Source organism: Niallia oryzisoli (assembly GCF_036670025.1).
GTDB lineage: Bacteria > Bacillota > Bacilli > Bacillales > Cytobacillaceae > Bacillus_BD > Bacillus_BD oryzisoli.
Window position 1 is genome coordinate 4723507 of the sequence record NZ_CP137640.1, and the last position, 26372, is coordinate 4749878.

Consider the following 26372-nt stretch of genomic DNA (forward strand, 5'->3'; position numbering starts at 1 on the left):
CGTTAAAGGTCTGTTTTTATATTTATATTGTCTTTAGAAATCCACAAATGTTAATATTCTACTTTCCCTCTCCATTCAAGCATTCCGCCAGTCATATTGCGGACTTTATAGCCTTGTGCTTGGAGAAAATCGCAAACATATGCACTTCTTGAGCCAGAACGGCAAATCATAATATATTCTTTGTCTTTGTCAAAATAATCTAAGCTTGCCGGGATATCTCCCATTGGAATATGCTTGGCACCTGGAATGATCCCCATTGCCACTTCATCATGTTCTCTCACGTCTACAAGCTCCAGCTTTTCCCCTGCTTCGAGCTTTTCATTTAATTCATATGTTGTAATGACAGCCATTTGACTCATGTGTTACACCCCTATTGTTCTTTGTTCTTTTACAATAAACGGCATTCCTTTTATTAAGGAAGAAATGCCGTTTATTCTTCTTACTTATTCTACTTTACTTCTTAATTTGCAACAATATTAACGAGCTTTCCAGGAACCGCAATGACTTTCCGAACGGTTTTGCCGTCAATTTGTGCCTTTACTTTGTCATCGTCCATGGCAATTTGCTCCAGCGCATCTTTGTTTGTATTTGCCGGTACGACCAATTTTGCTTTGACTTTACCGTTTATTTGAATGACAATCTCAATTTCATCATCCTTTAATTTTGCCTCGTCATATGCAGGCCATGCTTCAAAAGCAATCGTAGAATTCGAATGACCAAGCTTTTCCCATAGCTCTTCTGCAATATGTGGTGCAATCGGAGATAATAGTTTCACAAAACCTTCCATATAATCAATTGGTAACACATCTGCTTTGTAGGCTTCATTAATAAATACCATCAGCTGAGAAATGGCTGTGTTAAAACGCAAGCCCTCATAATCTTCTGTTACCTTTTTAACCGTTTGGTGATAGATTTTTTCAAGATTACTTTCTTTTTCATTATCTTTAATCTTTGAATTCAAGCTACCGTTATCTTCAATGAATAAACGCCAAATTCTATCTAAGAAACGTCTTGAACCATCGACACCGTTTGTAGACCAGGCAATGGATCCGTCAAGCGGTCCCATGAACATTTCATACAAACGTAATGTATCCGCACCATGACTGTCAACAATCTCGTCAGGGTTCACAACATTTCCTTTTGATTTACTCATTTTTTCATTATTTTCACCAAGAATCATTCCTTGGTTAAACAGTTTTTGGAAAGGCTCTTTTGTTGGAACGACTCCGATATCGTATAAAAACTTGTGCCAGAAACGAGCGTACAATAAGTGTAATACCGCATGCTCTGCTCCGCCGATATAGATGTCAACAGGAAGCCATTCTTTTAGTTTTTCAGGATCTGCTAACACTTCATCATTATGCGGATCGATGAAGCGAAGGAAATACCAGCAGCTTCCGCCCCATTGTGGCATTGTATTGGTTTCCCGGCGGCCTTTTTTACCAGTAACAGGATCGACTACATTCACCCATTCTTCGATATTTGCTAATGGAGATTCTCCTGTACCGGATGGTTTGATTTCTGTTGTAACCGGTAGAATTAGAGGAAGTTCCTCTTCCGGAACAGCTGTCATCGTACCATCTTCCCAATGGATAATTGGAATTGGTTCGCCCCAATAGCGCTGACGGCTGAATAACCAATCACGAAGGCGGTATGTTACTTTTTTCGTACCAATTGCCTTTTCCTCAAGCCAAGCAATCATTTTACTTATGGCTTCTTCTTTATTTAAACCATTTAGGAAATCAGAGTTTACATGCGGTCCATCACCTGCGTATGCTTCTTTTTCAATGTCTCCGCCTGCCACAACCTCTTTAATTTCTAAACTAAATTTCTTAGCAAATTCATAGTCGCGCTCATCATGACCGGGAACAGCCATAATTGCACCAGTACCATAGCTTGCCAATACATAGTCTGCGATCCAAATTGGAATTTTTACATCATTTACAGGATTAATAGCATAGGCTCCGGTGAAAACACCCGTTTTTTCCTTGGCTAAGTCTGTACGTTCTAAATCACTTTTGCTCTTAATTTGTTCTAAATAATCTTCAACCGCTTGACGCTGTTCATCAGTCGTAATTTTTTTCACTAAATCATGCTCAGGAGCAAGCACAGCATAGGTTGCACCAAATAATGTATCAGGACGTGTAGTGAAAACCGTAAAACTGTCATCATGTCCATCAATTTGGAAAATTACTTCTGCTCCTTCCGAACGGCCGATCCAGTTACGCTGCATATCTTTAATGCTTTCCGGCCAGTCTAATTCTTCAAGGTCTTCTAATAAACGGTCAGCATAGGCCGTAATTCGTAAATTCCACTGCTTCATTGGACGACGCTCTACCGGGTGTCCGCCGCGCTCACTCTTTCCATCAATAACCTCTTCGTTTGCCAGCACAGTTCCTAATGCAGGACACCAGTTAACAGGTGCTTCGCTGATATAGGCAAGACCCTTTTCATAAAGCTTCAAAAAGATCCATTGTGTCCATTTATAATAGTGCGGATCTGTTGTATTAATTTCACGGTCCCAATCATAGGAAAAGCCTAAAGATTTAATTTGACGGCGGAAATTATTAATATTATGCTCTGTAAATTCTGCAGGGTCATTTCCCGTATCTAATGCATATTGCTCTGCAGGCAGTCCGAAAGCATCCCAGCCCATTGGGTGAAGGACGTTGTATCCCTGCATTCTTTTCATTCTTGAAAGAATATCGGTTGCTGTATAGCCCTCCGGGTGTCCAACATGGAGCCCGGCACCAGATGGGTAAGGAAACATGTCAAGTGCATAAAACTTACGCTTCCCCTTATCCTCACTTGTTTTAAAGGTTTTATTTTCTTCCCAATACTTTTGCCACTTTTTTTCAATTTCATGATGATTAAAACTCATCTTGTTTTCCTCCTACATTTAATAAATGGCTAGAATCCAGCCTTTTTTTCGTAATAATGGGTTCTGAAGCATTTTTCTCTATAACTTAGAAAAGAATATAAAAAACCCCTCATCCCAAAACTGGGACGAGAGGATTATGTATCAAAACTCCCGCGGTACCACCCACATTAGTGAAAAAGTCACTCGCTTCATTTATCCTTAACGCGGAAAACGACAGACATTACTGTTCTTTCACATCTGTAACTCCAAGGCGAGTTCATGATGATCCCGGCTGACTTGCACCAACCGCCAGCTCTCTATTACGGGTTTTTACATCATTACTATTCCTTGTCAATGTTGTTCTAATTATAGAAAAATATATAGTGATATTGTATATAATTTTGCCTCAAGATGCAAGTCGGCAAAAAAGGTACTAAATCAAATTCGCCATCGAATTTGCGTCCGGATTTTTATCACGCTTCAAAACGCCACATCCGTATGTCTAGCCTGATCCAGGACGTCGTGTCCGTCGTCGAGCTCGCTCGATAAATTACCATAAAAAAAATCCGAGACATCCGCCGGAGGCTTAATTTCATTCAGTCAGTGCCCGAAACCCTTACAAAAATCGAAGAGTTTTTTCATTCAACTACTAATTATAAAAGTAGGCTGCTGAATGAAATTAATATATTACAAGATACTAACAATTGTTAACACTTTTAGTAAGAATTATACCTCATTTCATCCAAAAAATATCTCTTAAAACTATGCAAGCCACCACTATAAAAAGTGGTGGCTCATGATTTCTTTATTTTACTCCTGTATTCGCTTTAACCATAACTTCGGCATATTTCTTCTCATCACGTTTATTAGCAACAACTGTACCGATATATGCACCGATGAAACCAGCAGGTATGGAGACGATTGCTGGATTTGTTAAAGGAAAAATAGGATCTCCAACAAGAATAGCTGCACCTGCAACAGGGTTTAATACGTTTGGACTGATAGCAACCAATACAAGCGCTGTAATTAATCCTGTCAGCATTCCTGTAACGGCGCCGGCAGTGTTAAACTTTTTCCAGTAAATCGTACAGAGGATAACCGGTAAGTTAGCACTCGCTGCGACACAAAATGCAAGCGATACAAGGAAAGCAACATTCATTTTCTGAGCAAAAAGTGCAAGAATAATAGATAATACTGAAACGCTGATTGAAGCATATCGTGCCGCAAGCATCTGTTGTTTTTCTGTAATCTGACCTTTTTTAATAATTTGTCCGTAAATATCATGCGCAAAAGCGGATGCACCAGATAATACAAGACCGGCAACTACAGCTAGGATTGTCGCGAACGCTACCGCTGACACAAAGGACATGAGAAAATCCCCGCCAAGCGCTTTTGCTAACAGCGGCGCTGCCATGTTTCCTGCAGCGTTCGCAGCAATAATATCTTCAGATCCTACAAAAGCAGCTGCCCCAAAGCCAAGGAAAATCGTTAAAATATAGAAGATACCAACAACCCATGTAGCCGTTACAACTGAACTACGTGCTGTTTTCGCATCTTTAACAGTAAAGAAACGCATTAAAATATGTGGCAAACCAGCTGTACCAAGTACAAGAGCTGCCATCATGGAAATCGTATCAAGCGGAACTTTATACTTCACACCTGGATTTAAATAAGATTCACCAAGTGGTGTCATCGTTTTCATTTCACTAAACATCGTAAAAATATTAAAATTAAACTTCGATAACACTAAAAATGAGATCACAACAGTTCCAATCATTAATAATACGGCTTTTGTAATCTGAACCCAGCTTGTTGCCGTCATACCGCCAAATAGTACATATGTGGTCATCATCACACCAACGATAAGAACTGCCACCCAATAATCAATACCTAATAAGAGCTGAATAAGAGCGCCTGCACCAACTAACTGGGCAATCATATAAAAGATAACGATGGTAATCGTACTTAACGCTGCAACAGCTCGTACTTTCTTTTGGTCAAAACGTGCTGTAATCATATCGGCAATCGTGTACTTTCCAAGATTTCTTAACGGTTCAGCCACAATATACAAAACAACTAGATAAGCAACCAGGTAGCCGATTGAATAGAAAAAACCGTCAAAACCATTAAGGGCAATAGCACCGGCAATTCCTAAGAAGGATGCTGCTGATAAATAATCTCCAGCGATAGCTAGTCCATTTTGCCAGCCTGTTAAACCGCCTCCTGCTGTGTAAAATTCACTTGCTGTTTTCGTACGTTTTGCGGCCCAATACGTAATGACGAGTGTCAATCCAACAATGAGGACAAATAATACTAATCCAACTCCACTCATAGGCTTTTATCTCCTTGATTATATTTTTCAATGAGGTCTTGAGCCATTTTGTCATAGCGTGCTGCTCTTTTTACGTACACCATACATAAAACCCATGTCATGATAAATAGACCTAAAGAATATACCCATGTCCATGAAATGGATCCAATTGCAGGGGTGTTTAAGATGGTTGAATAAGAAGTTAGAATTGGTAATAAAAAGTACAGGGCCAAAAAGACAACAGAGACAGGAACAAGGAATTTTTTCTTGGCTTTCATCAACTGTTTAAATTCTGGGCTGTTTGCAATTTTTTCAAAATCATACTTATTTTGCTGTGATACGCCTTCTTTTGCTAAATTACCCATTAACGTTCCTCCTTTTTTAAAATATTCTGAAATATAAGTATATTCTAAAAATTTATAGTCCAAATAGCAATCTTTTTTAGTAAAAACAGGAAACATTTACTAATTAAAAAGTTCGACAAAAAGAGCTGATTTTTGCAAATCAGCTCTTTGATGACAATATTGGTGTCTAGCCTCAGCGCCTAGCCCCTCTTGGGTATAGCCACTCCTGAATTGAAAGCAAAGAACGCCTTCTATTCAGGAGCGTCTTATGCTTGTCGGGGCTGAGCAAGGCATTTCCGCTTTTCGGTTATTCAGGATGAAATTTCGACTTTACCGGCTGGCTGCCGCTTTGTTCATATTTTTTCTTCGATTGCTTTACAAGATCATAATCCTGTCCAAGCTCTAGATCATTACTGTTTGCTCCATTGCGTGTTTTCTGCTCTGGATTTTGTTGTTTTGAACGCTTTTTCACGGCTGTTCCTCCTAATGATCATGTAATATCATTTGACTTTGAGCCTGCTGCAGCTGTAATCTCATGCGGTGAAGCTGTTCACGCTGCTGCCCATTTGCACTTTGAGCCATTTTTGCCAGCTCATTATAGGCACCCTCTAATTTCTGTAAAGCTTGTGTATAATTTTCACCATTGTAATGTTCTTGGAGGCTGCTTTCCTGATATTGATCTGAGGCAAACCTCAGTGCGTCTTCACAATTTGCTATCAGCGTTTCAATCGATGCTCGAGTCGCCATAAAACCCCTCCTTATCAAATTCGCTCCGCCGAATTTGCGCCCGGATTTTTATCGAGCTCGCCCGATAGATTTCCTATAAAAAATCCGAGGCATCCGCCGTAGGCTTAACTTCATTCAGCCTGGGTTGATCCTCCTTGGAATCAGTGAGCATTTTCATACATCCACACTTATAAAAGTCGATGACTTCTGCTGAATGAAGTTAAATCATTCCAAGCAAAGCTCGATTTCATTTAAGGACTAGAGCTTTACGTACTTATTTTGCACAAATCTCCTGTTTCTACGCAGACAGTGACTGCCATTTCTAGACAGAAGCTGACACCGCATTGGAAAGGTGTATACTTCGTGGTAAAATATTTAAATGTGAGTTTTAAGGAGGTATCCGCTATGCATCAAATAAATCCTTTTCCATATGCAAGCGACCATAAGCGTTATCATACATGGAATTACCATTTACGGCATATATTTGGCCATAAAGTGTTCAAGGTAGCATTAGACGGTGGTTTTGACTGTCCGAACCGCGATGGCACTGTTGCACACGGCGGCTGTACTTTCTGCAGTGCATCAGGTTCTGGTGATTATGCCGGCAGCCGAAATGATGATCTCATCAAACAATTTAATGATATTAAAGAAAGAATGCACACAAAGTGGAAAGATGGCAAATATATGGCCTATTTTCAAGCATTTACGAATACACATGCCCCTCTTCCTGTATTAAAGGAAAAATATGAAACCGTCTTAAATCTGGATGGGGTTGTCGGGCTTTCTATCGCAACGAGACCGGATTGTCTTCCTGATGATGTTGTCAAATATTTGGCAGAGCTGAATGAACGAACCTATTTATGGGTGGAGCTTGGACTGCAAACAGTTCATGACCAAACAGCCAACCTGATTAATAGGGCGCATGATTTTGCAGCCTATGTTGAAGGTGTCGAAAAACTCCGCAAGCATGGGATTCGAATTTGTTCCCATATCATTAACGGCCTGCCAATGGAGACTACTGATATGATGATGGAAACTGCACGTGAAGTAGCAAAGCTTGATGTACAGGGAATTAAAATCCATCTTCTTCATTTATTGAAGGGCACCCCGATGGTGAAACAATACGAAAAAGGGATGCTTGAATTTTTATCATTCGATGACTATGTAAAATTAGTATGTGATCAATTAGAAATTTTACCACCGGAAATGATTGTTCACCGTATTACAGGTGATGGACCGATTGATTTAATGATCGGGCCAATGTGGAGTATTAATAAGTGGGAAGTTCTCAACAGCATTGATGCAGAGCTTGTCCGCCGAAACAGCTGGCAAGGAAAGAAATGGAGTGTTGTAAAAGCATGAAGCTGAAGCAGATTTTACCTTTTGCAAGATCATTGCTGGAAACAGCAGTTACTCCTGGGGATATTGCTGTAGATGCAACACTTGGAAACGGCCATGATACCCTATTTCTCGCCAATTTGGTTGGGGAAAGCGGCCATGTCTACGGCTTTGATATTCAAGAGGAAGCCGTATTGAACAGTAGGAATCGTTTAGCAGAGCAGAATCTACTGAACCGAGTAACCTTTTTTAATAAGGGTCATGAGCAAATAAGTGAATGTATACCAAATGAGCATTACGGAAAAGTGTCTGCAGCCATCTTTAATCTTGGATATTTGCCTGGCGGCGATAAATCAATCGTAACGAAGCCGAATACAACGATTTCAGCTATCGAACAGCTCCTTTCCATAATGAAGCCCGAAGCGATTATCGTGCTGGTTATCTATCACGGCCACCCTGAAGGTGCGGTTGAACGTGACAGGCTGTTGGAATTTGTAAAGTCAATTGATCAAAAACAAGCCCATGTCCTGCAATATGGTTATATTAACCAGACAAACAATCCGCCATTTATCATTGCAATCGAGAAAAGGTAAGGTGTCAGGCACCACAAAAAGACAAAAGGTATCTATTTGTCCATATGTGGTGCCTGCCGCCTATACGTAACGTTCTAACCTCTGTTTTTCTTGTTTTAATCCCCTGCTGAATTTTTGCATTGCTCGATAAATGACAGCATTGATAAAAAAGAACACACTGACGGCACCGCCTGTTTTCATGATCCCTTTTGCCAGCTTGCGGACGTCGCGCTGCTTTCTTACTTTTTCGTCTGATAAATAAAGACCTAAGAGACCCCGATTAATTAAACGATGAAAACGTTTGTGCGGAAGGCTGTTTGTATGGCGGTCTGCTTCCTTAATAAAATGTGTTAAACGAGTAAAAAGCTGCTCTTCGTTTTTATAATAAAAACAAAAATTTAAATCTCCTTCCTTTTTATCCTCTTCCTGATCAATTAAATAATCCAACAAAATATGTAAGCCTTGAATGTAAGGAAAATAGCCTTTGCGAATATCATTCGCATATCGATCCTGAAAATCGTTGCTAAAAGCATAAGCTACCAGACAAAAAACACCTAAGGTAGATCCGGAACAAGCAGAGAATTCATACCACTCCATTTTCGGAATTGAATCTTTATTCTCGTGAAACCACCTTTTTAAACGAGGCACACGTTCATCCGGAATCACATGTTTATGTACTTGTAAATCACAATAATATCCACACAGTTCTAGTAAGTAATCTTTTACTTTTTCGTAATGAACACATTTCGAGAGAACCTCCTTGCATGTTGCAACAAGGTCGGAAAGGTAGTTTCCATCATCCTGTTCAGAACGAAAACGATAATAACTGGCTTCTGTCTTCTCTAATGACAGTGCATCCCTCATCGCTTCATGCAGTGCTCTAAAATCAGCCGGATCTAACGAAGTGCTTCGATCACAAAGATTATCTAAATAATCGCTTATTGTTTGATAAGCGACAATAAAACGAATCACTTCAGCATATTGATCATTTGCCATGAGTGCCATAATCGCACCGCCCTCACAATGAAACGTTTTATGATTGATGCTCGCCAATGCTTGTTTGCGAAGCTCTGGGTCTGGAATATTCCAAGCCCGCTCCTTCCAATAAGAGAGCTCCTTATTGGCACATGGAAAAATCTTACGATATGACTTAGTCATTAAACTTAACGGCATACTTGGAACTGACATATTCTATACCCTCGCTTATACAAGATATCCTATTGATTTTAGCTGGCTGTTAAAGAAGTCCTTTGCATATTCAAAAACTTCCTCACGTTCCGGCTCATTAAAAATTTCATGATAGCAGCCCGGCCATTCCTTAAACCTTTTCTCAGATAAAGGCACCATGTTAAACCAGTTTCTGACTGTATTTTTATTGACAATTTTGTCATCCCCGCCCTGCATCAGAAAAAGCGGAACGTCTTGTATCTGATTTATTTTTTCAAATGCCTCTTTTATCCCATAGATTAATTCACGATACCATCTGACAGACACTTTTGTAATATAGAGTGTATCATTCATGTCTGCTTCCCTTACATCCTCATTTCGGGTGGCCATATCAATCGTTAAGCCGGTATTTAGTCTTAATTGCGGCGCTATTATGTTTAGAAAGTATGAACATAAATCCAATAACTTTGATGGGGGTTTGACTAATCCCAGGCATGGAGAAGATAGCACAACACCTGCCAAATTTAATCGTTCTTCCTGAAGCAAACGGACAGAGATTAGTCCACCCAGACTATGCCCGATGAGGAAAACCGGTAACTCAAATTGATAGGCTGCCTGTATCCAATCTTTCACTTCAAAAATATATTCATCAAAGGAATCAATATGGCCTCTTCCAGATCTTGTTGTCATGCCTTGACCCGGTAAATCCCCCATCACCACATGAAATCCTGACAATCGCCACATTTCAATTAACCAGCCATAACGTCGATGATGTTCCATGGCCCCATGAACAATCACCACAACCGCTTTGGCTTCTCCTTCCGCTTCCCATTTCCACATTGTACTTTCCTCCTGAAAATCAAAAGTGACTCAACTTCTTATTATCTTTTTATGGTTCCGCAAAAGCCTATTATATATTTCTGTTTCACGAAACCGAAACATTCATACTATTATTATGACTCAAATACAAATCCTTTGACAAATCTCTTCACTTATTAGATACAATTAGTACAATAGATATGACTTGGTTTTGATACGATCAGCAAGATTCTCCATACCTAAATTAAATGTGTGTCCTAAGTCAAACAATAAAAAGTTTTAAAGGAGCGTATAAAATGATTTATCCCTACAAGGGCAAAAGCCCAAAAATTTCAGATTCTGCATTCATCGCTGATTACGTTACGATTACCGGCGATGTTGAAGTTGGTGACGAATCGAACATCTGGTTTAACACTTCCATTCGTGGAGATGTTGCACCAACAATAATCGGAAAAAGAGTAAGTGTCCAAGATAATTCTGTTTTGCACCAAAGTCCTAATAATCCCCTTATTATTGAAGATGGTGTAACAGTTGGACACCAAGTCATTCTTCACAGCTGTATTATAAGGGAAAACTCTTTAATTGGCATGGGTTCAATCATTCTCGACCAGGCCGAAATTGGCGAAGGTGCTTTTATCGGTGCAGGCAGCCTTGTTCCACAAGGAAAAAAGATTCCTCCGAATACACTTGCCTTCGGCAGACCTGTAAAAGTGATTCGTGAATTAACTGCTGAAGATAAAGCAGATATGGAACGAATTCGAAGAGAATACGTTGAAAAAGGCATCTACTATAAATCATTACAGAATAAAGCTGATCAACAGTCATAGTATTTTCTACATTTCCAACATTAACCGTATTAATATTTACCGATATTAAACTATACTAGTATTATCAACCAAAATACACATCAGGTGGTACTCATGATAATATTATACTTTCTTATTGCAGTGTTATTTTTATTGCTCATTTCCCTTATCGCTAAATTAGTGAATCGGAAAAAGCTATTTAATTCTTTCATCATGTTTTTCGTGATCATCATTGTTTTAGCAGCAGGTTTTTTCCTTGATTCTACGAAATCAAGAAATGTAGCAAATGCAGTTGAGCACATGAAATACTGGTTTCAATCACCGATTGTCAAAACCAATACATTTTTACAAGATAACTTTGACGTTTCCATTATTAAAATAAAAGACAGTGTCCTCATCGATGCACCAATAATCAAGCAGCTTCCAGAGCTCCCGCGCGGATGCGAAGTAACGAGCCTTGCGATGCTGCTTCAACATGCAGGTGTAGAAGTCGATAAAATGACACTTGCCGAAAAAATAAAAAAAGAACCTTCCACTTACCGTAAGGAAAACGGGGTCATCTATTTTGGCCACCCTAATGATGGCTTTGTCGGGGATATGTATTCATTTCATAATCCTGGTCTTGGTGTCTATCATAAACCGATAAAAGATCTTGCAGACCAATTTCTGCCGGGAAGGATGATTGATTTAACCGGTTCTGATTTTCAAGAATTGAAAATTCATCTATCCGATAATCGTCCTGTTTGGGTGATAATAAATACTACCTACAGCAGACTGCCTGAGAGCAGGTTTCAAACATGGCAGACACCAAGCGGACCTGTTGATATTACTTATAAGGAGCATTCTGTTCTGTTAACTGGCTATGATGAACAGTATATTTACTTTAACGATCCTTTAACAGGTGAAAAAAATAAAAAAGCACCCATAACGGAATTCGAAGATTCCTGGGTGCAAATGGGAAGTCAAGCGATTACGTACCTTTATTAGCCTCTGATCGCTTGGCTCATCGGCTTAGAAGCTTCTTGATCAAAAGAATATTTCTTTTCCACGTAAATTTGATGCCACACCATGAACATGAGGACTGTCCAAATTTTACGGCTGTTGTCCGCTTTTCCTTGGCAATGGTCTTCTAAGAGATTCAAAACATACGATTTATTAAGTAAATGATCCGTATCACTTTCACGGATTATTTTTTTTGCCCAATCATTCATTTCATCTTTTAACCAATGGCGAATGGGAACCGGGAAGCCTAATTTTTTACGATTCAAGACATGATCCGGAACAATGCCTTCGGCTGCTTTACGAAGGACATATTTTGTTGTACCATTCGCTGTTTTTAAGCTTGTTGGTATCTGTGAGGCTACACGAAACACTTCCTTGTCCAGGAATGGAACCCGAAGCTCCAATGAGTGTGCCATTGTGACACGGTCTGCTTTCAGTAGAATGTCGCCGCGCATCCACGTATGAATATCGATGTACTGCATCTGATCAACTGGATCATAGCCCCGGCTTTCCCAATACAGCGGCTTCGTAACATCTGTATAATGAAGATTAGGATTAAAAACGTTTAACAGCTGCTGTTTCTCATCTTCAGTAAACATTTTTGCATTCCCGATATAACGTTCCTCCATCGGTGTTAAACCGCGCTCAATAAAGCTTTTCCCTTTCATTCCTTCTGGCATGAGTCTTGCAAGCCATTTTAAGAATACCTTACCGAACTGCGGCATTTTATTGAACATCTTTAATGATTCCGGTTCCCGATAAATATTATAACCGCCGAATAGTTCATCGGCACCCTCACCTGATAGTACTACCGTTACGTGCTTACGTGCTTCCCGGGCAACGAAATAAAGCGGTACACAGGCAGGATCTGCAAGCGGATCATCCATATGCCACATGATTTTCGGCACTTCATTCATATATTCCTCAGGGGAAATAATATAACTGATATTCTCTACACCAAGCTTATCAGCTGTTTCCTTTGCCACATCAATTTCACTGAAGCCATTGTGGTCAAAACCAACAGAGAAGGTTTTAATGGCAGGATGAAACTCTTTCGCAATTGATGCGATAATAGATGAATCAATTCCGCCTGATAAGAATGAGCCTACAGGCACATCACTTCTCATATGGATTTTTACAGAATCAAATAACACATCTTTAATCTCTTTAATAAAATCACTTTCTGATTTTTGAACGGGATGGAAATTGGCTTTCCAATAACGTTTAATCTCCATTGGTGAGCCAATTTTCTTTGTAAAGTAGTGGCCAGGTTCGAGCTTGTGAATGCCTTGTGATAATGTCTCAGGCTCTGGAACAAATTGATAAGTTAAATAATGCTGCAATGATTCATAGTTTAATACATCATTTTTCATTGCCTGTAGAATACTCTTTTTCTCAGAAGCAAAAAACGTTCTTTCATCATCTTCACAATAAAAGAATGGTTTAATTCCAAAAGGGTCTCTTCCGCCATAAAGGGTTTGTTCCTCTTTATCCCAAATGACAAATGCAAACATGCCGCGTAAACGCTCAATTGCTTTTTCCTTTACATGGCTGTACAGGGCAATGATTACCTCTGTATCTGAGCTTGTTTCAAATGTAAGACCTTCTTTGATAAGCTCTTCACGTAATTCAACATAGTTATAGACTTCACCATTAAAAATGATCCAATAGCGCTCATTTTCATATGTTAAAGGCTGGTGACCGCTCTCGATATCAATAATACTTAAGCGACGAAATCCAAATTGACTATGATCATCCATATAATATCCATCATCATCAGGTCCGCGATGGGTAATAAGGTTATTCATTTGTTTGAATAACTGTTTTTCGGTTTCGTTAAAGTTTTGTGCTTTTTCATGTACACAACCAATAAAACCACACATTATGTACGTCACTCCATTCTTTATTTAAAGCTCCTGCGATAGTGTTCTTAAATTTTTCTAAAAAACATACTCTCTTATACTACCACTAATTTTTTTATAATGGCATGAAGTATTAAAAAAAACAATGGGAAAATCATGCTATTATAAGCAGTTTATACTTTTTCTATTTATTCTAAAACATTAAGCAATTTTCAGATTCGAGTATATGAAGCCATGCCAAGCAAAAGGAAGCGGGAGCCGCATCATCGATGCAGCTCCCGCTTATCATTACGATTTTGAATGTTAGTTATGGCCTTCTAATGCTTGTTTGCGTATCAAGTCTGCTTTATCTGTTCGTTCCCATGGTAGGTCCACGTCCACACGGCCAAAATGACCATATGCAGCCGTTTGTTTATAAATCGGGCGGCGAAGATCAAGCATTTTGATGATACCTGCCGGGCGAAGATCGAAGTTGCTATTTACTATATCAACTAACACTTCTTCCTCTACTTTTCCTGTACCAAACGTATCAATTGATATCGAAACCGGACGAGCAACGCCAATCGCATAGGCTAATTGAACTTCTACTTTATCCGCTAGTCCAGCTGCCACAATATTTTTTGCTACATAACGAGCAGCATAGGCAGCAGAGCGGTCAACTTTCGTTGGATCCTTACCAGAAAAAGCACCGCCGCCATGACGGGCATAGCCACCGTAAGTATCAACGATGATTTTTCTCCCTGTTAAACCGGCATCTCCCTGAGGTCCGCCAATGACAAAGCGGCCTGTCGGGTTGATAAAATATTTTGTTTGTTCATCAATTAATTCATTTGGTACAACCGGAGAAATAACCAATTCCTTTAAATCGCGTTGAATTTGTTCAAGAGTGATTTCCGGATCATGCTGCGTTGAAATCACGATTGTATCCACACGAACAGGTTTATTATTTTCATCGTATTCTACTGTTACCTGTGTTTTTCCATCCGGGCGAAGATAGGCAAGTGTATTATCTTTACGTACTTCTGCTAAACGGCGGGATAGCTTATGGGCTAATGAAATCGGTAATGGCATCAGCTCACTTGTTTCGTTGCAGGCAAATCCGAACATGAGACCTTGGTCTCCTGCACCAATTGCCTCAATTTGTTCATCGGTCATCGTTCCCTCACGAGCTTCTAATGCTTGATCAACGCCCATGGCAATATCCGGAGACTGCTCATCAATTGACGTTAACACAGCACAAGTTTCTGAATCAAATCCATATTTGGCTCTTGTATAACCAATTTCTTTTACTGTACTACGAACAATTTTTGGGATATCAACATATGTTGATGTAGTAATTTCACCTGAAACTAAAACTAATCCGGTCGTAACTGAAGTTTCAGCAGCCACACGTGCATTAGGATCCTGAGCAAGGATTTCATCTAAAATGGCATCAGAGATTTGATCACATATCTTATCTGGATGACCTTCTGTAACTGACTCCGAGGTAAACAAGCGACGTTTTGACAATCTGATTTCCTCCTTATATAAAATGAGATTGCAAAAAAGCGGTTATCGAGCAATCTCTCATGATACGGAACTCATTCCCTAGTAGTTTGGAAATAACAAGGAGTATTTATCCTATATATTTTATAAAATTCGGGGTAAATAATTCCTTTGATATGAAGATTTTTTAAAAGTCGTCCATCATATGCATAAAAAAAACCTTCTCAATATGTGAAAAGGTTGAAAGCAATAAGATTCGCGCCTTTCACTCTTATCGTTCAAGGAAATAGATCCTTGCCACAGATTAGCACCTTTGCTAAAAATACTAGCAGGTTGCTGGGTTTCATTGGGTCTGTCCCTCCACCAGCTCGGGATAAGAGAGTATCCGTTCAAGGAAACATCATATCGTACCTATGGAAAGACTGTCAATGAATATGCTAAAAATATTTTCCTATTAATATATATCCTGTTATTCTAGTCATTTTCTTCTATCCATATATTTAACCATTCCAATTTTTACGAAAAGACTAAAAACTTTTATTATTAGTATAGACTATTCGAATAATTGTGTTATACTATTTGTGAGCTAAGTCACTCTGAAATTAAAATTATAAATAAATTGGTCAAAGGAAGGTATTCGTCGGATGAATTTTGTAAGTTTGAAACAAGAAATAAATGAATTTCTTAATGGCACTAATATTCTTACTCAATTATCTGTTCCACAACTCGTTGAAAAAGTATTAACTCGGAAGGAAGGGCAATTAACTTCAACCGGCGCTGTCATTGCAACAACAGGAAAATACACTGGAAGATCCCCTAAGGATAAATATATTGTTGAAGAAGAATCAGTAAAGAACAAAATTGATTGGGGCTCTGTGAATCAACCGATCTCTAAAGAAGTATTCTCTAGTCTGTACAATAAAATGTTGGAATATCTAAAAGAAAAAGATGAAGTATTTGTTTTTAAAGGTTTTGCAGGGGCTGATGAAAAGCATCGACTCCCTATCCAGGTTATTAATGAATATGCATGGCATAACTTATTTGCACATCAGCTATTTATTCGTCCGAACCTTGAAGAACTGGCTGAACATGATGCAGGGTTTACAGTTATTGCTGCACCTAATTTTAAAGCTGATCCAGAAGTTGACGGCACTAAATCAGAAACATTTATTATCATTTCCTTTGAGCAGAGGACTGTCCTAATTGGTGGAACAGAGTATGCCGGAGAAATCAAAAAGTCTGTCTTCTCGATTATGAATTACCTATTACCTGAAAACGGCATCATGCCAATGCATTGTTCTTCTAACGTTGGAAATGAAGGGGACGTTGCTCTTTTCTTTGGTTTATCAGGAACAGGAAAAACAACCCTTTCAGCTGATCCCAATCGCCGTTTAATTGGTGATGATGAGCACGGCTGGTCTGGAAATGGTGTCTTTAATATTGAAGGCGGCTGCTATGCGAAATGTATCAATCTATCTCGCGAAAAAGAACCGCAAATCTTTGATGCGATCCGTTTTGGTTCAGTTTTAGAAAACGTTATCATTGACCAGAATTCACGCATTGCAGACTATGATGATGGTACACTGACTGAAAATACTCGTGCTGCCTACCCGCTGCAAGCAATTGACAATATTGTTGACCCAAGCGTTGCCGGTCACCCTAATACAATTATTTTCTTAACTGCCGATGCCTTTGGTGTATTACCTCCAATTGCTAAGCTTTCAAAAGAGCAGGCCATGTATCACTTTTTAAGCGGATACACTTCCAAGCTTGCGGGAACTGAACGCGGTGTTACATCACCTGAAGCAACATTCTCCACATGCTTTGGTTCACCATTCCTTCCGCTGCCTGCAACACGCTATGCTGAAATGCTTGGAGAAAAGATCAGCCAGCATAATGCAAATGTATTTCTTGTGAATACAGGCTGGACTGGGGGAGAATATGGTGTTGGAAGCCGTATGAAGTTAAGCTATACACGTGCCATGGTGCAAGCCGCACTTGAAGGTGAGCTTACAAATGTGGAAACGAAAAAAGATGATATTTTTGGTTTAGAAATTCCGTTACACGTACCAGGTGTTCCGGATGATGTCCTACAACCAAACCGAACATGGGCAAACCAAGAAACTTACGAAGCGAAAGCGAAAGAACTAGCTGCAAAATTCCGCGAAAACTTTAAAAAGTTCCAAAACGTTTCATCTGACATTATTGAAAAAGGCGGACCAACCGCATAAGATAGTAAAAAAACAGCAACTTAAGGTTGCTGTTTTTTAGTTAGTCGTATTTAATGAAATGAGCTGATATGTAATGGTTGTTTTGTTATTTTCCCATTCCAATCTTTTTACTACTGCGTATGCACCTGGGTCACTTTCCTTCGTTTTTCTAACTTCGAGCGGGACTTCAATCGGATATAGGCGATAATCATCTTTTACTAAGGTAAAATCATTTTCACCAATTCTCTCTTCCTTACCTTTTGTCACGATCATCGTATTTAATTCTAAAGGCATGCCCATCTATTCCCTCTCCTTTTCAAAGACGAATTTGTTCCTTCTACTTGCTATCTTACCATTAATCATTTTGTTTTTTCATCCACAAGGTTAAATCAGCGACAATCTGTCTGTTAACCGCCGGCGGGAAATAATGAGTGTATTGCTCAAAATACCAACATTCCACACTTTTATTGAGTGCCTTTAATCTATTTTCCAATCGATAGGCATGTTCAACAGAAACATTTCTATCCCTGCGACCATGAATGATTAAGACAGGCGGTTCAAGCCTTTCAAGCTCGTAAAGAGGAGTCCGGGATTGATACCGCTCAGGAACCTTTGCCGGAGTCCCTCCGATTACCCGCTTCATCATTCTGCGTAAATCCTTTCTTTCCCCATAGGTTAGGGACATATCACTTACTCCTCCCCAGGTGACAATGGAGGCTGCCTCTGGATATCTGATTCCTGTTAAAAGGGCCATCACACCTCCGCGGGAAAAACCAAAAATATGGACTTTCCTTACCCTTCTATGCTGCGTTAGGAGCTGAAAGGCTGCAAAAGCATCTTCCCTGTCTTCACCAGCAAAATCTTCATTTCCTTCCCCGCCTTGATTCCCACGGTAAAAAGGAGCAAACACGATAAACCCTTCCGAGGCAAATTGAATAATACGTGCAGGACGTACTTTTCCGACATTTTTGATTCCGCCCCTTAAATATAGGAAACCATCATACATTTCGTCATCTTTTGGTTCAGCAAGTAAGCCCTTTACCTTTAAACCATTAGCGAGATAAGTGATGATTGATAATTCAATTTCCGGATGGGGAGACGGAAATTTTTGTTTTGCAATAATGGTAGTCATCATCCTCATCTCCTCTATCTATATTCGTACTTATTATTATCATGAATAATTAAATTATTGTTATTCCTTTTCAAAAGGTTTCATTTCGCAAAAATTCCTGATGGCTGCACCATCAGGAATTTAACCGTCTTTTCTTCTAATTAGTTTGTAATAATAACAGGACCCTCTTTTGTCACAATGACCGTATGCTCAATTTGCGCGACAAAGCTTTTATCTTCAGTTACAAATGTCCATCCATCATCTAATTGATATACTTCTTCTGACCCTGTTGAGACAAACGGTTCAAAAGCAATGACCATGCCGTCACGGAGAATTTCTTTATCCCATGCGTCATAATAATTTAAGATATGGTCAGGTGCTTCATGCAAGGATAAACCTACCCCATGGCCGGTAAGATTTTTTATCACTGTAAGGCCATTTTGTCTTGCCGTTTGATAGACAACCTTGCCAATGGCATTTTTTCTACCGCCAACTTTAAATTTCGTTAATCCGGCTTCAAATGCTTTTTTCGCTGTTTCACAAAGCTTATTTAACTCAGGATTACCGTCACCTACAACAAAAGATAAACCAGTATCCGCATAATAGCCATTTTTCGAACCAGAAACATCGATATTGACCAAATCACCCTCTTGGATGACTCTGCTTCCAGGAATCCCGTGGGCTACTTCTTCCTGAACACTAATACATGTAAAGCCTGGAAAATCATATTCACCCTTAGGTGCTGAAAGTGCTCCGTATTTTTCAAACAGCTCCCCGGCAAAATCATCAAGTTCTTTTGTTGTAATGCCAGGTTTCGTTTTCTTGATCATTTCATCACGAATTGTTCCTACAATTTTTCCAATCTCTTTAAGACCCTTTAAATCTTCATCTGATCTAATAATCACTGCAATTCCTTCTTTCTGCAAAGCAAATACACTTTATCAGAACCCTTTAGGGTCCTATCTTTTATCATGCATTCTTCTATCCTTATATATAAATTTTTCTTTTGGCATCAACCAATTTTACCATAGTATTCTCGAAATTCCCAAACGAGTTTCTTTTAATGAAATTCGTTATTAAACCTTTTTGTAGTAAAATATAAAATATATATTTAATTATCACTAATTAAACAAAATTTTTTTATTATTTAATCCATAAAGAAGAAATATTTTTCAATTTCAGATTATGGTATACTATTTGAGTAATCATTATAGAGAGGAAAATCGGCATGTCACAGAATTGTATAGGAAAAATACGTTCAAATTACGCCCGGCTCAGCGAGAAAGAAAAAAAAATAGCTGACTATATATTGGATGATCCAGATAAGATTATTCACGGCACAATTAACGAAGTCGCTGAGGAGTTAAATGTTGCCGACGCAACGGTTTTTCGTTTTTGCAAAAGGATTGGCTTTAAAGGATACCAGGCAATGAAAATTGCACTTGCATCCGAAATCAGTACGCCAAACGACCAAGTTCTTGAGGATATTGAAATTTCTGACAACGATGATGAAAAGCTAATAGCGGATAAAGTCTTCCGGTCAAATATCAGAACATTAGAAAACACACTGGAGATTTTAGACAAGAACTCTGTTCAAAAAGCAGTTGAAATATTATTCCATGCAAATAGAGTGGAATTCTACGGAACCGGCGGATCCGCAGTTATTGCGATGGATGCATTTCATAAATTTGTGCGAACTGGAATTAAAGCGTTTGCATTTATTGATTCCCATTTTCAATTAATGTCTGCTTCACAGTTAACGGAAAAGGATGCAGCTGTTGTGATCTCCCATACAGGAACTAACAAGGATACATTAAATATTTTAAAAACAGCAAAGAAAAATGGGGCCAAAACTATCGCTATCACCGGTTATCCTAAATCACCGATTTCTCAATATGCAGATGTATCCCTATATACAAGCTCTGAAGAAACAGAATTTCGTTCTGAAGCATTATCTTCACGAATTGCACAGCTCAGCCTCATTGACGCACTATATGTTAACTTAAGGGTATTAAATAAGGAACAAGCCCAACGTTCCCTTGAGAAGATACGCAATACAATCTCGGAAACGAGAATGTATTAAAACATCAAAAAAAACAAAACTCCCTTAATTAACCATTTTAGGGAGTTTTATGTTCCCCTATACGTAAAACCAATATAAATGCAGTTCCTCTTAAGTTCTTTTTTGCTTAACTTCCCAATTCCATTTACTTCACTCCAAATTAGACGGTTATTCCCATCAATACTTTTTCTCAGAAGCAGTAACAATAAGAGAGTAGTCCATCTATTCGAAGGAGGAAATTCAATTGAGAAAACGGAAATTCAGTATTTTTGTGACCCCCATGCTGATCTTAGGCTTAGCTGCTTGTAATAATGACACAAATGACGCGATGGATAATCAAAATAACACAGTCAATACAGCCAATCGCGGCGGTACAAATGTAGCACAAGTAAACAACAAAAACCGTGAAGTCGATGACCGCACTGCATATGGATTTGACCACCGCGGTCCGCTTACTGAAGATTACTTAGATAACGATAATCGTAATAATGGCCGTAATGTTACTCGGGTAAATAATAATAACAATAATCGTAATGCCACTAATGTAAACTGGAGTAGAAATAACAACGCTAATTGGGGTAATGGAACGACAAATTGGTCTCTGCGCAATATTAATGATGCAAACGATGCAAACTGGACAGGTCAAAATAACAGGGACAATAACAACGGCGTTAATCGTAATAAAACAGCACGCAATAAAAATTACGATAATACAGATGATAACCCGAATCTTTCAGCTCTTAACACGTCCCTATCAAGTAACAACTATCCGCATACAAGAGCTGTTTTAATCCAAGAGGGTAGATATCAATTCATTCCTGCCAATCCAGATTTAGATAATGAATTGCAGGCAAGACTGCGACAAAGTAAAGAATTAGCACAACTTATACCGCAGCAACCAAACCAGGCACCTGTTCAACAGCAGACGCCAGCACAGCAGCCTGCACCTGCCCAGCAGCAGACACCGGCGCAGCAACCTGCACCTGCTCAAAAGCAAACACCAGCAAAGCAACCTGCACCTGCTCAAAAGCAAACACCAGCAAAGCAGCAAGCTCCGGCTAACATCAGTCAAGCCGCTCAGCAGGTGATTGATTTAACAAATGAACAACGCAAGAAAAACGGGCTTCCTCCTTTACAGGCAGATACGAAGTTGAGCAGCGTAGCACAGATGAAATCAGTTGACATGCAGCAAAAGGGGTATTTTTCACATACAAGCCCAACCTACGGATCTCCATTCGATATGATGCGAGACCAAGGCGTAACCTATCGCACAGCAGGTGAAAACATTGCTCAAGGTCAAAGAACACCGCAGGAAGTAGTCAATGCCTGGATGAATAGTGAAGGCCATCGAAGAAATATTTTGAACCGTGACTTTACTCATATCGGTGTCGGCTATGAATCTGCAGGAAATCATTGGACACAAATGTTTATTGGAAAATAATTTTATGAAATAAATCATGCCTCTGTACGAAGGTGTTACTTACATCCTTTGTATAGAGGTATTTTTCTGCCTATTTTTTCACCCAACAAGATTGATTATTCCCCTTCATGTTTTACCCTCTAGGCATTCACACATTTTTTCATATTTCATACGATAATTTAGGCTTAAAAATTCCATTTTAATTTAAGGGAGGTCCTCTATCATGGAAAAATGGTGGAAGGCTAGTTTTTTACTTCTTGTTATAACTGTTTTGATGACCAGTCTTGTTGCATGCAATTCTGAAAAATCTAGCGATGACGTAAAAAAGCTGGAAAAGGTTAAAGTAGCAGAAGTCACACGATCTCTTTTCTATGCCCCACAATATGTGGCCATTGAAAAAGGCTTTTTTGAAGAAGAAGGTCTTGATATTGAACTAATGACCACCTTTGGCGGCGATAAAACAATGACAACACTCGTATCAGGCGGTGCGGATATCGCACTTGTCGGCTCTGAAACCTCCATTTATGTTGCAGCACAGGGTTCAACAGACCCGGTCATTAACTTTGCCCAGCTGACGCAAACAGATGGAACATTTCTTGTCTCACGAGAAAAAATTGATAATTTTGACTGGGAAATGCTAAAAGGGAGTACCTTCCTTGGACAGCGAAAAGGCGGAATGCCGCAAATGGTTGGAGAATTTGTGTTAAAAAATCACGGGATTGATCCGCATAATGACCTAAACCTTATTCAAAACATTGATTTCGCGAATATTGCGAATGCCTTTATCTCCGGTACTGGTGATTTCGTACAATTATTCGAACCTCAGGCAAGTATGTTTGAAAAAGAAGGCAGAGGCCATATTGTTGCCTCATTTGGAACTGAATCAGGGCATGTACCATATACTACCTTCATGACGAAGGAAAGCTATTTAGAAGAGAATCAAGAAATAGTTGAAAAGTTCACCCGCGCCATTTATAAAGCCCAGCAGTGGGTATATGAAAACAGCTCTGCAGAGACAGCAAAACTAATCCAAAAATACTTTGAAGATACTGACCTTGAAATAATCGAATCCTCCATTGAGCGTTATAAAAATCAAACCTCCTTTGCAACCGATCCTATTCTAGATGAAGAAGAATGGAATAATTTACAAAACATTATGGATGAAGCCGGAGAACTGCCAAAACGCATCGATTACAAAACATTGGTGAATACCGAATTTGCCGAAAAGGTGATGGAATAGCGAAAAGCGGAAGCGCCTTACCCACTCACGGAAAGTGAACCACTCTTTCCGTGAGTATACATTAGTGAAAACCACCTTACCCAACATGTATATAGAATAATTGTAAGGAGGGCAAATCATGAATTTTTTAAACGTAAAAAATATCAGTCATACTTATTTTACTAAAACAACTGCTACTACCGCCCTCTATGATATTTCCCTTGAAATCGAAGAAGGTGAATTTGTATCCTTGCTTGGACCAAGCGGGTGCGGGAAAACCACCCTTCTTTCGATTATTGCCGGCTTAATTGGGCCGACTGAAGGGGATGTCACGTTAGAGGGAAAAAGGATTGGCAATAAATCAAACGATATTGGATATATGCTGCAGCAGGATTATCTATTTCCATGGAAAACGATTGAGCAAAATATCCAAATCGGGCTGAAGCTTAACAACATACTCAATGAAGATAAAAAAAAAAATACGCTTCATTTGCTTGAGAAGATGGGCTTAAAGGGAGTAGAAAAACACTACCCTAAAGAGCTTTCCGGTGGGATGCGGCAACGGGCTGCGCTGGTCAGGACATTAGCGACAGAGCCTAAGGTCCTCTTGCTTGATGAGCCTTTTTCCGCGCTGGATTTTCAAACAAAGCTTCATTTAGAGGATCATATCTTCGAAACCCTGAAGTCTTTTCATAAAACAGCCATTCTTGTTACACACGATATTGGTGAAGCCATCGCCATGAGCGACCGAATCTTTCTATTATCCTCCCGGCCCGGACAGCTTTATAAGACATTTATTGTTCCCGATGAATTACGAAACTTAGTCCCCTTTCATGCAAGGAACCACGAACTATTTCAAAGCCTGTTTCAAACCATTTGGAAGGAGTTGGAATCCCTTGAAGTCATCAGCTGAGATCCAACAACTTCACCGAAAATTTCTAGCCTCCATAATAAGGGAAAAAAGATGGGTTCGTTTTTATCAGTTCATTATTTTCCTGGCTTTTTTCGGCAGCTGGGAGCTGGCAAGTCAATTAAGATGGATTGACCCGCTGATATTCAGTTCACCTTCAAAAGTATGGAAATTGTTGATTGAGAATGTTCAAGACGGTTCATTATTCATGCATTTAGGTGTAACACTCGGTGAAACCATCTTCGGCTTTCTGCTTGGTACACTGCTTGGTACATTGTTAGCCGCACTCTTATGGTGGTCGCCCATTCTCTCGAAAATCCTTGATCCCTATTTAGTTATTATGAACGCCATGCCCAAAATTGCCTTAGGACCCATTCTCATTGTTGCACTCGGACCAAACTTTACATCCATTATGGCAATGGGCGCTTTGATCTCTGTCATCATTACGACTATTGTGGTTTATACCTCTTTTCGTGAGGTCGATCCAAACTATTTAAAGGTATTATATACGTTCGGAGCCACTAGAGCACAATCCTTCAAGGAAGCTGTCCTGCCAGCCTCATTCCCAACTATCATTTCTACACTAAAGGTCAATGTCGGCCTTTCCTGGGTCGGAGTCATCGTAGGAGAATTTTTAGTTTCTTCTAGAGGACTTGGATATATGATTATCTATGGCTTCCAGGTTTTCAATTTTACACTTGTCTTTTTATCACTTTTTGTCATTGCTATATTTGCAACAATTATGTACCAGCTCGTCGAACTCCTCGAAAAAAAATTAATCAAAAACAACTAAAAGGTGTCATACACCACAAAAAGACAAAGAACGGTGTTCTGTCCATTTGTGGTGCCTGGCACCTTGTTTTTATACTTTTTCTAATAAGGCTGCTTTTTCTAGTGCCAACTCGATCACCTTGTCCTTCATGATAAAGCTGTAGGAGTCTTGAAAGCGGAGAGTCAATAAATCTCCACCTATTAAAACGGGGCCATTTGTTTCGAAATAGCCTTCCTTTGGCAGTAAGTTTTCTACTTCGGCATAGAAAATGGCTTTAACAAAAGACCCTCCGCTGGCCACTTCATATTCTCCTATATATTGAAGCGATTTTAAGCGGGCACCTGTTTCTTCTTCGACCTCTCTCTTCGCTGCTTCCTCCAGCGTTTCATTTTCTTCCTTTTTTCCGCCGGGAAATTCCCAGCCTCTCTCTTTATGTTTTGTTAATAGCCATTGATCATAGAAACGGCATATGACCAACACATGACTGGCCTTTTGAGCGAAGGAATCCTTTTGAAAGGAAACTGTCACACGTCCGCCCTGTTCATCGATAAAAGTTTCCATATGATTACGCACCTCTGTTTATTTTCCACTGATACTATTATAAATGGAAAATGAACTCGTACATACTAAATTTGGTCCAATAATCCAATACTTTCAATATGTTGTTTTGCTTCACTATCACCAAGCTGATGGATCAGTTGGTATATCGATTTCATATTCTCATCGTAAATATCATTGTCAGGGTCGTCATGATATTCACGGAACGGAATATGTGCGCGAATGAAATTGCCTACTTCCGATGATGCTGCTCGATCGAAGTATTCCCTTAACTTGCGAATTTCCTCATCAGTTGCTTCAATCTTGAAGTTCCACGTTGAATCAACAGCACTTTGGGTAATCATGCCTGAGGCAATTTCAATATAATATATTTTTTTTTCGTCCATAATGGGCTCATTCCTTTTTACTCTTATCGTCCCCATGTTATAATCAAAACTATACGAAAAACTTCCTATTCCACCAAGAAGCATTTTTTCACATATTAATGGGTAAAATTAAATATAATGTAAAAATTGCCGAGTCATTATATACTAAAGATGGAGGTGATCATGAATGAAACTTGTTGATGAACTTTATGAAATGTATCGCAATAAGTTAACTGGGGATGAAGAGGACATTGATATGTTAGCGTTTGCATTTCTTGAAGAAATGTCAAAGGAGGACATTTTGCAATTAATTCAAGAAATGGATGAACAAGAGCTATATACGCTAATGGGACTTTATTTAATTGAAAGTTTAAAAGGCAAATTTGCTAAAGAAGATTACGGTCAGCAGCAAAGCTCCTTAATAAATCAGCGTAACCTTCATTAAACATACAT

Annotated in this window: 25 protein-coding genes, 1 pseudogene, 1 riboswitch and 1 other annotated feature; of the genes and pseudogenes, 11 read left to right on the plus strand and 15 right to left on the minus strand. The window is 39.2% G+C overall.

Translation table 11 applies throughout. The annotated features are described in order from the left end of the window. Nucleotides 1-50: 50 nt before the first annotated feature. The 6 genes from R4Z09_RS23590 to R4Z09_RS23615 form a co-directional block, all read right to left on the minus strand. A complete protein-coding gene (locus R4Z09_RS23590; protein WP_338449166.1) occupies nt 51-359 on the minus strand; it encodes a rhodanese-like domain-containing protein in 309 nt (102 codons plus the stop codon). 101 nt (nt 360-460) lie between these two features. Continuing rightward, nucleotides 461-2881 carry a leucine--tRNA ligase gene (gene leuS, locus R4Z09_RS23595; RefSeq protein ID WP_338449167.1) on the minus strand — a complete coding sequence of 807 codons (2421 nt, stop codon included), beginning with the start codon at nt 2879-2881 and terminating at the stop codon, nt 461-463. A 118-nt stretch (nt 2882-2999) separates the two neighbouring features. Further along, nucleotides 3000-3224 (minus strand) — a binding site (T-box leader). A 441-nt stretch (nt 3225-3665) separates the two neighbouring features. Further along, nucleotides 3666-5192 (minus strand): solute symporter family protein, encoded by a 1527-nt coding sequence (locus tag R4Z09_RS23600; RefSeq protein WP_338449168.1) that lies wholly within the window; start codon nt 5190-5192, stop codon nt 3666-3668. Further along, entirely contained in the window at nt 5189-5536 is a 348-nt protein-coding gene (locus R4Z09_RS23605) for a DUF485 domain-containing protein (RefSeq protein WP_338449169.1), read from the minus strand. Before R4Z09_RS23605 ends, R4Z09_RS23600 begins: the two co-directional genes overlap by 4 nt. Nucleotides 5537-5822: 286 nt before the next feature. Beyond that, a complete protein-coding gene (locus tag R4Z09_RS23610) occupies nt 5823-5987 on the minus strand; it encodes a glycogen biosynthesis protein GlgD (RefSeq protein WP_338449170.1) in 165 nt (54 codons plus the stop codon). 11 nt (nt 5988-5998) lie between these two features. Continuing rightward, complete coding sequence (locus R4Z09_RS23615; RefSeq protein WP_338449171.1) at nt 5999-6262, minus strand: YtzC family protein; 264 nt, start codon at nt 6260-6262, stop codon at nt 5999-6001. 384 nt (nt 6263-6646) lie between these two features. On the opposite strand from R4Z09_RS23615, the gene R4Z09_RS23620 reads away from it, so the two are divergent. Further along, nucleotides 6647-7603, plus strand: coding sequence for a TIGR01212 family radical SAM protein (locus R4Z09_RS23620; RefSeq protein ID WP_338449172.1), 957 nt, complete (start codon nt 6647-6649; stop codon nt 7601-7603). Further along, nucleotides 7600-8172, plus strand: coding sequence for a class I SAM-dependent methyltransferase (locus tag R4Z09_RS23625; protein ID WP_338449173.1), 573 nt, complete (start codon nt 7600-7602; stop codon nt 8170-8172). Before R4Z09_RS23620 ends, R4Z09_RS23625 begins: the two co-directional genes overlap by 4 nt. Before the next feature lie 60 nt (nt 8173-8232). Here the strand turns inward: R4Z09_RS23625 and R4Z09_RS23630 are convergent, their stop codons facing one another. Both R4Z09_RS23630 and R4Z09_RS23635 read right to left on the minus strand, forming a co-directional pair. Further along, nucleotides 8233-9339 carry a tetraprenyl-beta-curcumene synthase family protein gene (locus R4Z09_RS23630; protein WP_338449174.1) on the minus strand — a complete coding sequence of 369 codons (1107 nt, stop codon included), beginning with the start codon at nt 9337-9339 and terminating at the stop codon, nt 8233-8235. Between the two features lie 15 nt (nt 9340-9354). Next, nucleotides 9355-10158, minus strand: a complete 804-nt coding sequence (locus R4Z09_RS23635) for an alpha/beta hydrolase (protein WP_338449175.1) — start codon at nt 10156-10158, stop codon at nt 9355-9357. 275 nt (nt 10159-10433) lie between these two features. On the opposite strand from R4Z09_RS23635, the gene R4Z09_RS23640 reads away from it, so the two are divergent. Next, entirely contained in the window at nt 10434-10964 is a 531-nt protein-coding gene (locus R4Z09_RS23640; RefSeq protein WP_338449176.1) for a gamma carbonic anhydrase family protein, read from the plus strand. A 93-nt stretch (nt 10965-11057) separates the two neighbouring features. Beyond that, nucleotides 11058-11930: a C39 family peptidase gene (locus R4Z09_RS23645; RefSeq protein ID WP_338449177.1), complete on the plus strand. Its 873-nt coding sequence runs from the start codon at nt 11058-11060 to the stop codon at nt 11928-11930. Here the strand turns inward: R4Z09_RS23645 and asnB are convergent. Together asnB and metK are read right to left on the minus strand one after the other, a co-directional pair. Then, complete coding sequence (gene asnB / locus R4Z09_RS23650; protein WP_338449178.1) at nt 11927-13828, minus strand: asparagine synthase (glutamine-hydrolyzing); 1902 nt, start codon at nt 13826-13828, stop codon at nt 11927-11929. The two genes, R4Z09_RS23645 and asnB, sit on opposite strands and share 4 nt — an antisense overlap. 282 nt (nt 13829-14110) lie before the next feature. Continuing rightward, nucleotides 14111-15316: a methionine adenosyltransferase gene (metK, locus tag R4Z09_RS23655; protein ID WP_338449179.1), complete on the minus strand. Its 1206-nt coding sequence runs from the start codon at nt 15314-15316 to the stop codon at nt 14111-14113. A 244-nt stretch (nt 15317-15560) separates the two neighbouring features. Further along, a riboswitch (SAM riboswitch) is annotated at nt 15561-15672 on the minus strand. Between the two features lie 264 nt (nt 15673-15936). Between metK and pckA the strand changes: the two genes are divergently transcribed. Next, a complete protein-coding gene (pckA, locus tag R4Z09_RS23660; protein ID WP_338449180.1) occupies nt 15937-17523 on the plus strand; it encodes a phosphoenolpyruvate carboxykinase (ATP) in 1587 nt (528 codons plus the stop codon). Between the two features lie 36 nt (nt 17524-17559). On the opposite strand, the gene R4Z09_RS23665 is transcribed toward pckA, so the two are convergent. From R4Z09_RS23665 to map, 3 genes are all read right to left on the minus strand, one after another. Further along, nucleotides 17560-17802: a DUF2584 domain-containing protein gene (locus R4Z09_RS23665; RefSeq protein WP_338449181.1), complete on the minus strand. Its 243-nt coding sequence runs from the start codon at nt 17800-17802 to the stop codon at nt 17560-17562. A 55-nt stretch (nt 17803-17857) separates the two neighbouring features. After that, nucleotides 17858-18637: an alpha/beta hydrolase family protein gene (locus tag R4Z09_RS23670; protein ID WP_338449182.1), complete on the minus strand. Its 780-nt coding sequence runs from the start codon at nt 18635-18637 to the stop codon at nt 17858-17860. A 137-nt stretch (nt 18638-18774) separates the two neighbouring features. Further along, entirely contained in the window at nt 18775-19518 is a 744-nt protein-coding gene (gene map / locus R4Z09_RS23675; RefSeq protein ID WP_338449183.1) for a type I methionyl aminopeptidase, read from the minus strand. Between the two features lie 323 nt (nt 19519-19841). On the opposite strand from map, the gene R4Z09_RS23680 reads away from it, so the two are divergent. The 5 genes and pseudogenes from R4Z09_RS23680 to R4Z09_RS23700 all read left to right on the plus strand — a co-directional run bounded on the left by R4Z09_RS23680 (nt 19842) and on the right by R4Z09_RS23700 (nt 25017). Then, complete coding sequence (locus tag R4Z09_RS23680; protein ID WP_338449184.1) at nt 19842-20696, plus strand: MurR/RpiR family transcriptional regulator; 855 nt, start codon at nt 19842-19844, stop codon at nt 20694-20696. A 706-nt stretch (nt 20697-21402) separates the two neighbouring features. Beyond that, a pseudogene (locus tag R4Z09_RS31175) lies at nt 21403-22116 on the plus strand (CAP domain-containing protein); the annotation flags it as partial. Nucleotides 22117-22318: 202 nt separating this feature from the next. Next, nucleotides 22319-23335, plus strand: a complete 1017-nt coding sequence (locus R4Z09_RS23690; RefSeq protein ID WP_338449186.1) for an ABC transporter substrate-binding protein — start codon at nt 22319-22321, stop codon at nt 23333-23335. A gap of 118 nt (nt 23336-23453) precedes the next feature. After that, nucleotides 23454-24227 carry an ABC transporter ATP-binding protein gene (locus R4Z09_RS23695; RefSeq protein ID WP_338449187.1) on the plus strand — a complete coding sequence of 258 codons (774 nt, stop codon included), beginning with the start codon at nt 23454-23456 and terminating at the stop codon, nt 24225-24227. Beyond that, nucleotides 24211-25017, plus strand: coding sequence for an ABC transporter permease (locus tag R4Z09_RS23700; protein WP_338449188.1), 807 nt, complete (start codon nt 24211-24213; stop codon nt 25015-25017). The genes R4Z09_RS23695 and R4Z09_RS23700 overlap by 17 nt, the downstream gene beginning before the upstream one ends. A gap of 69 nt (nt 25018-25086) precedes the next feature. Here the strand turns inward: R4Z09_RS23700 and ytkD are convergent, their stop codons facing one another. Both ytkD and R4Z09_RS23710 read right to left on the minus strand, forming a co-directional pair. Further along, on the minus strand, nt 25087-25557 hold the full coding sequence (gene ytkD, locus R4Z09_RS23705) for an RNA deprotection pyrophosphohydrolase (protein ID WP_338449189.1): 471 nt from the start codon (nt 25555-25557) through the stop codon (nt 25087-25089). 65 nt (nt 25558-25622) lie between these two features. Further along, complete coding sequence (locus R4Z09_RS23710) at nt 25623-25940, minus strand: hydrolase (protein WP_338449190.1); 318 nt, start codon at nt 25938-25940, stop codon at nt 25623-25625. Between the two features lie 166 nt (nt 25941-26106). On the opposite strand from R4Z09_RS23710, the gene R4Z09_RS23715 reads away from it, so the two are divergent. Beyond that, nucleotides 26107-26364, plus strand: coding sequence for a DUF6154 family protein (locus R4Z09_RS23715; RefSeq protein WP_338449191.1), 258 nt, complete (start codon nt 26107-26109; stop codon nt 26362-26364). Nucleotides 26365-26372 lie beyond the last annotated feature (8 nt).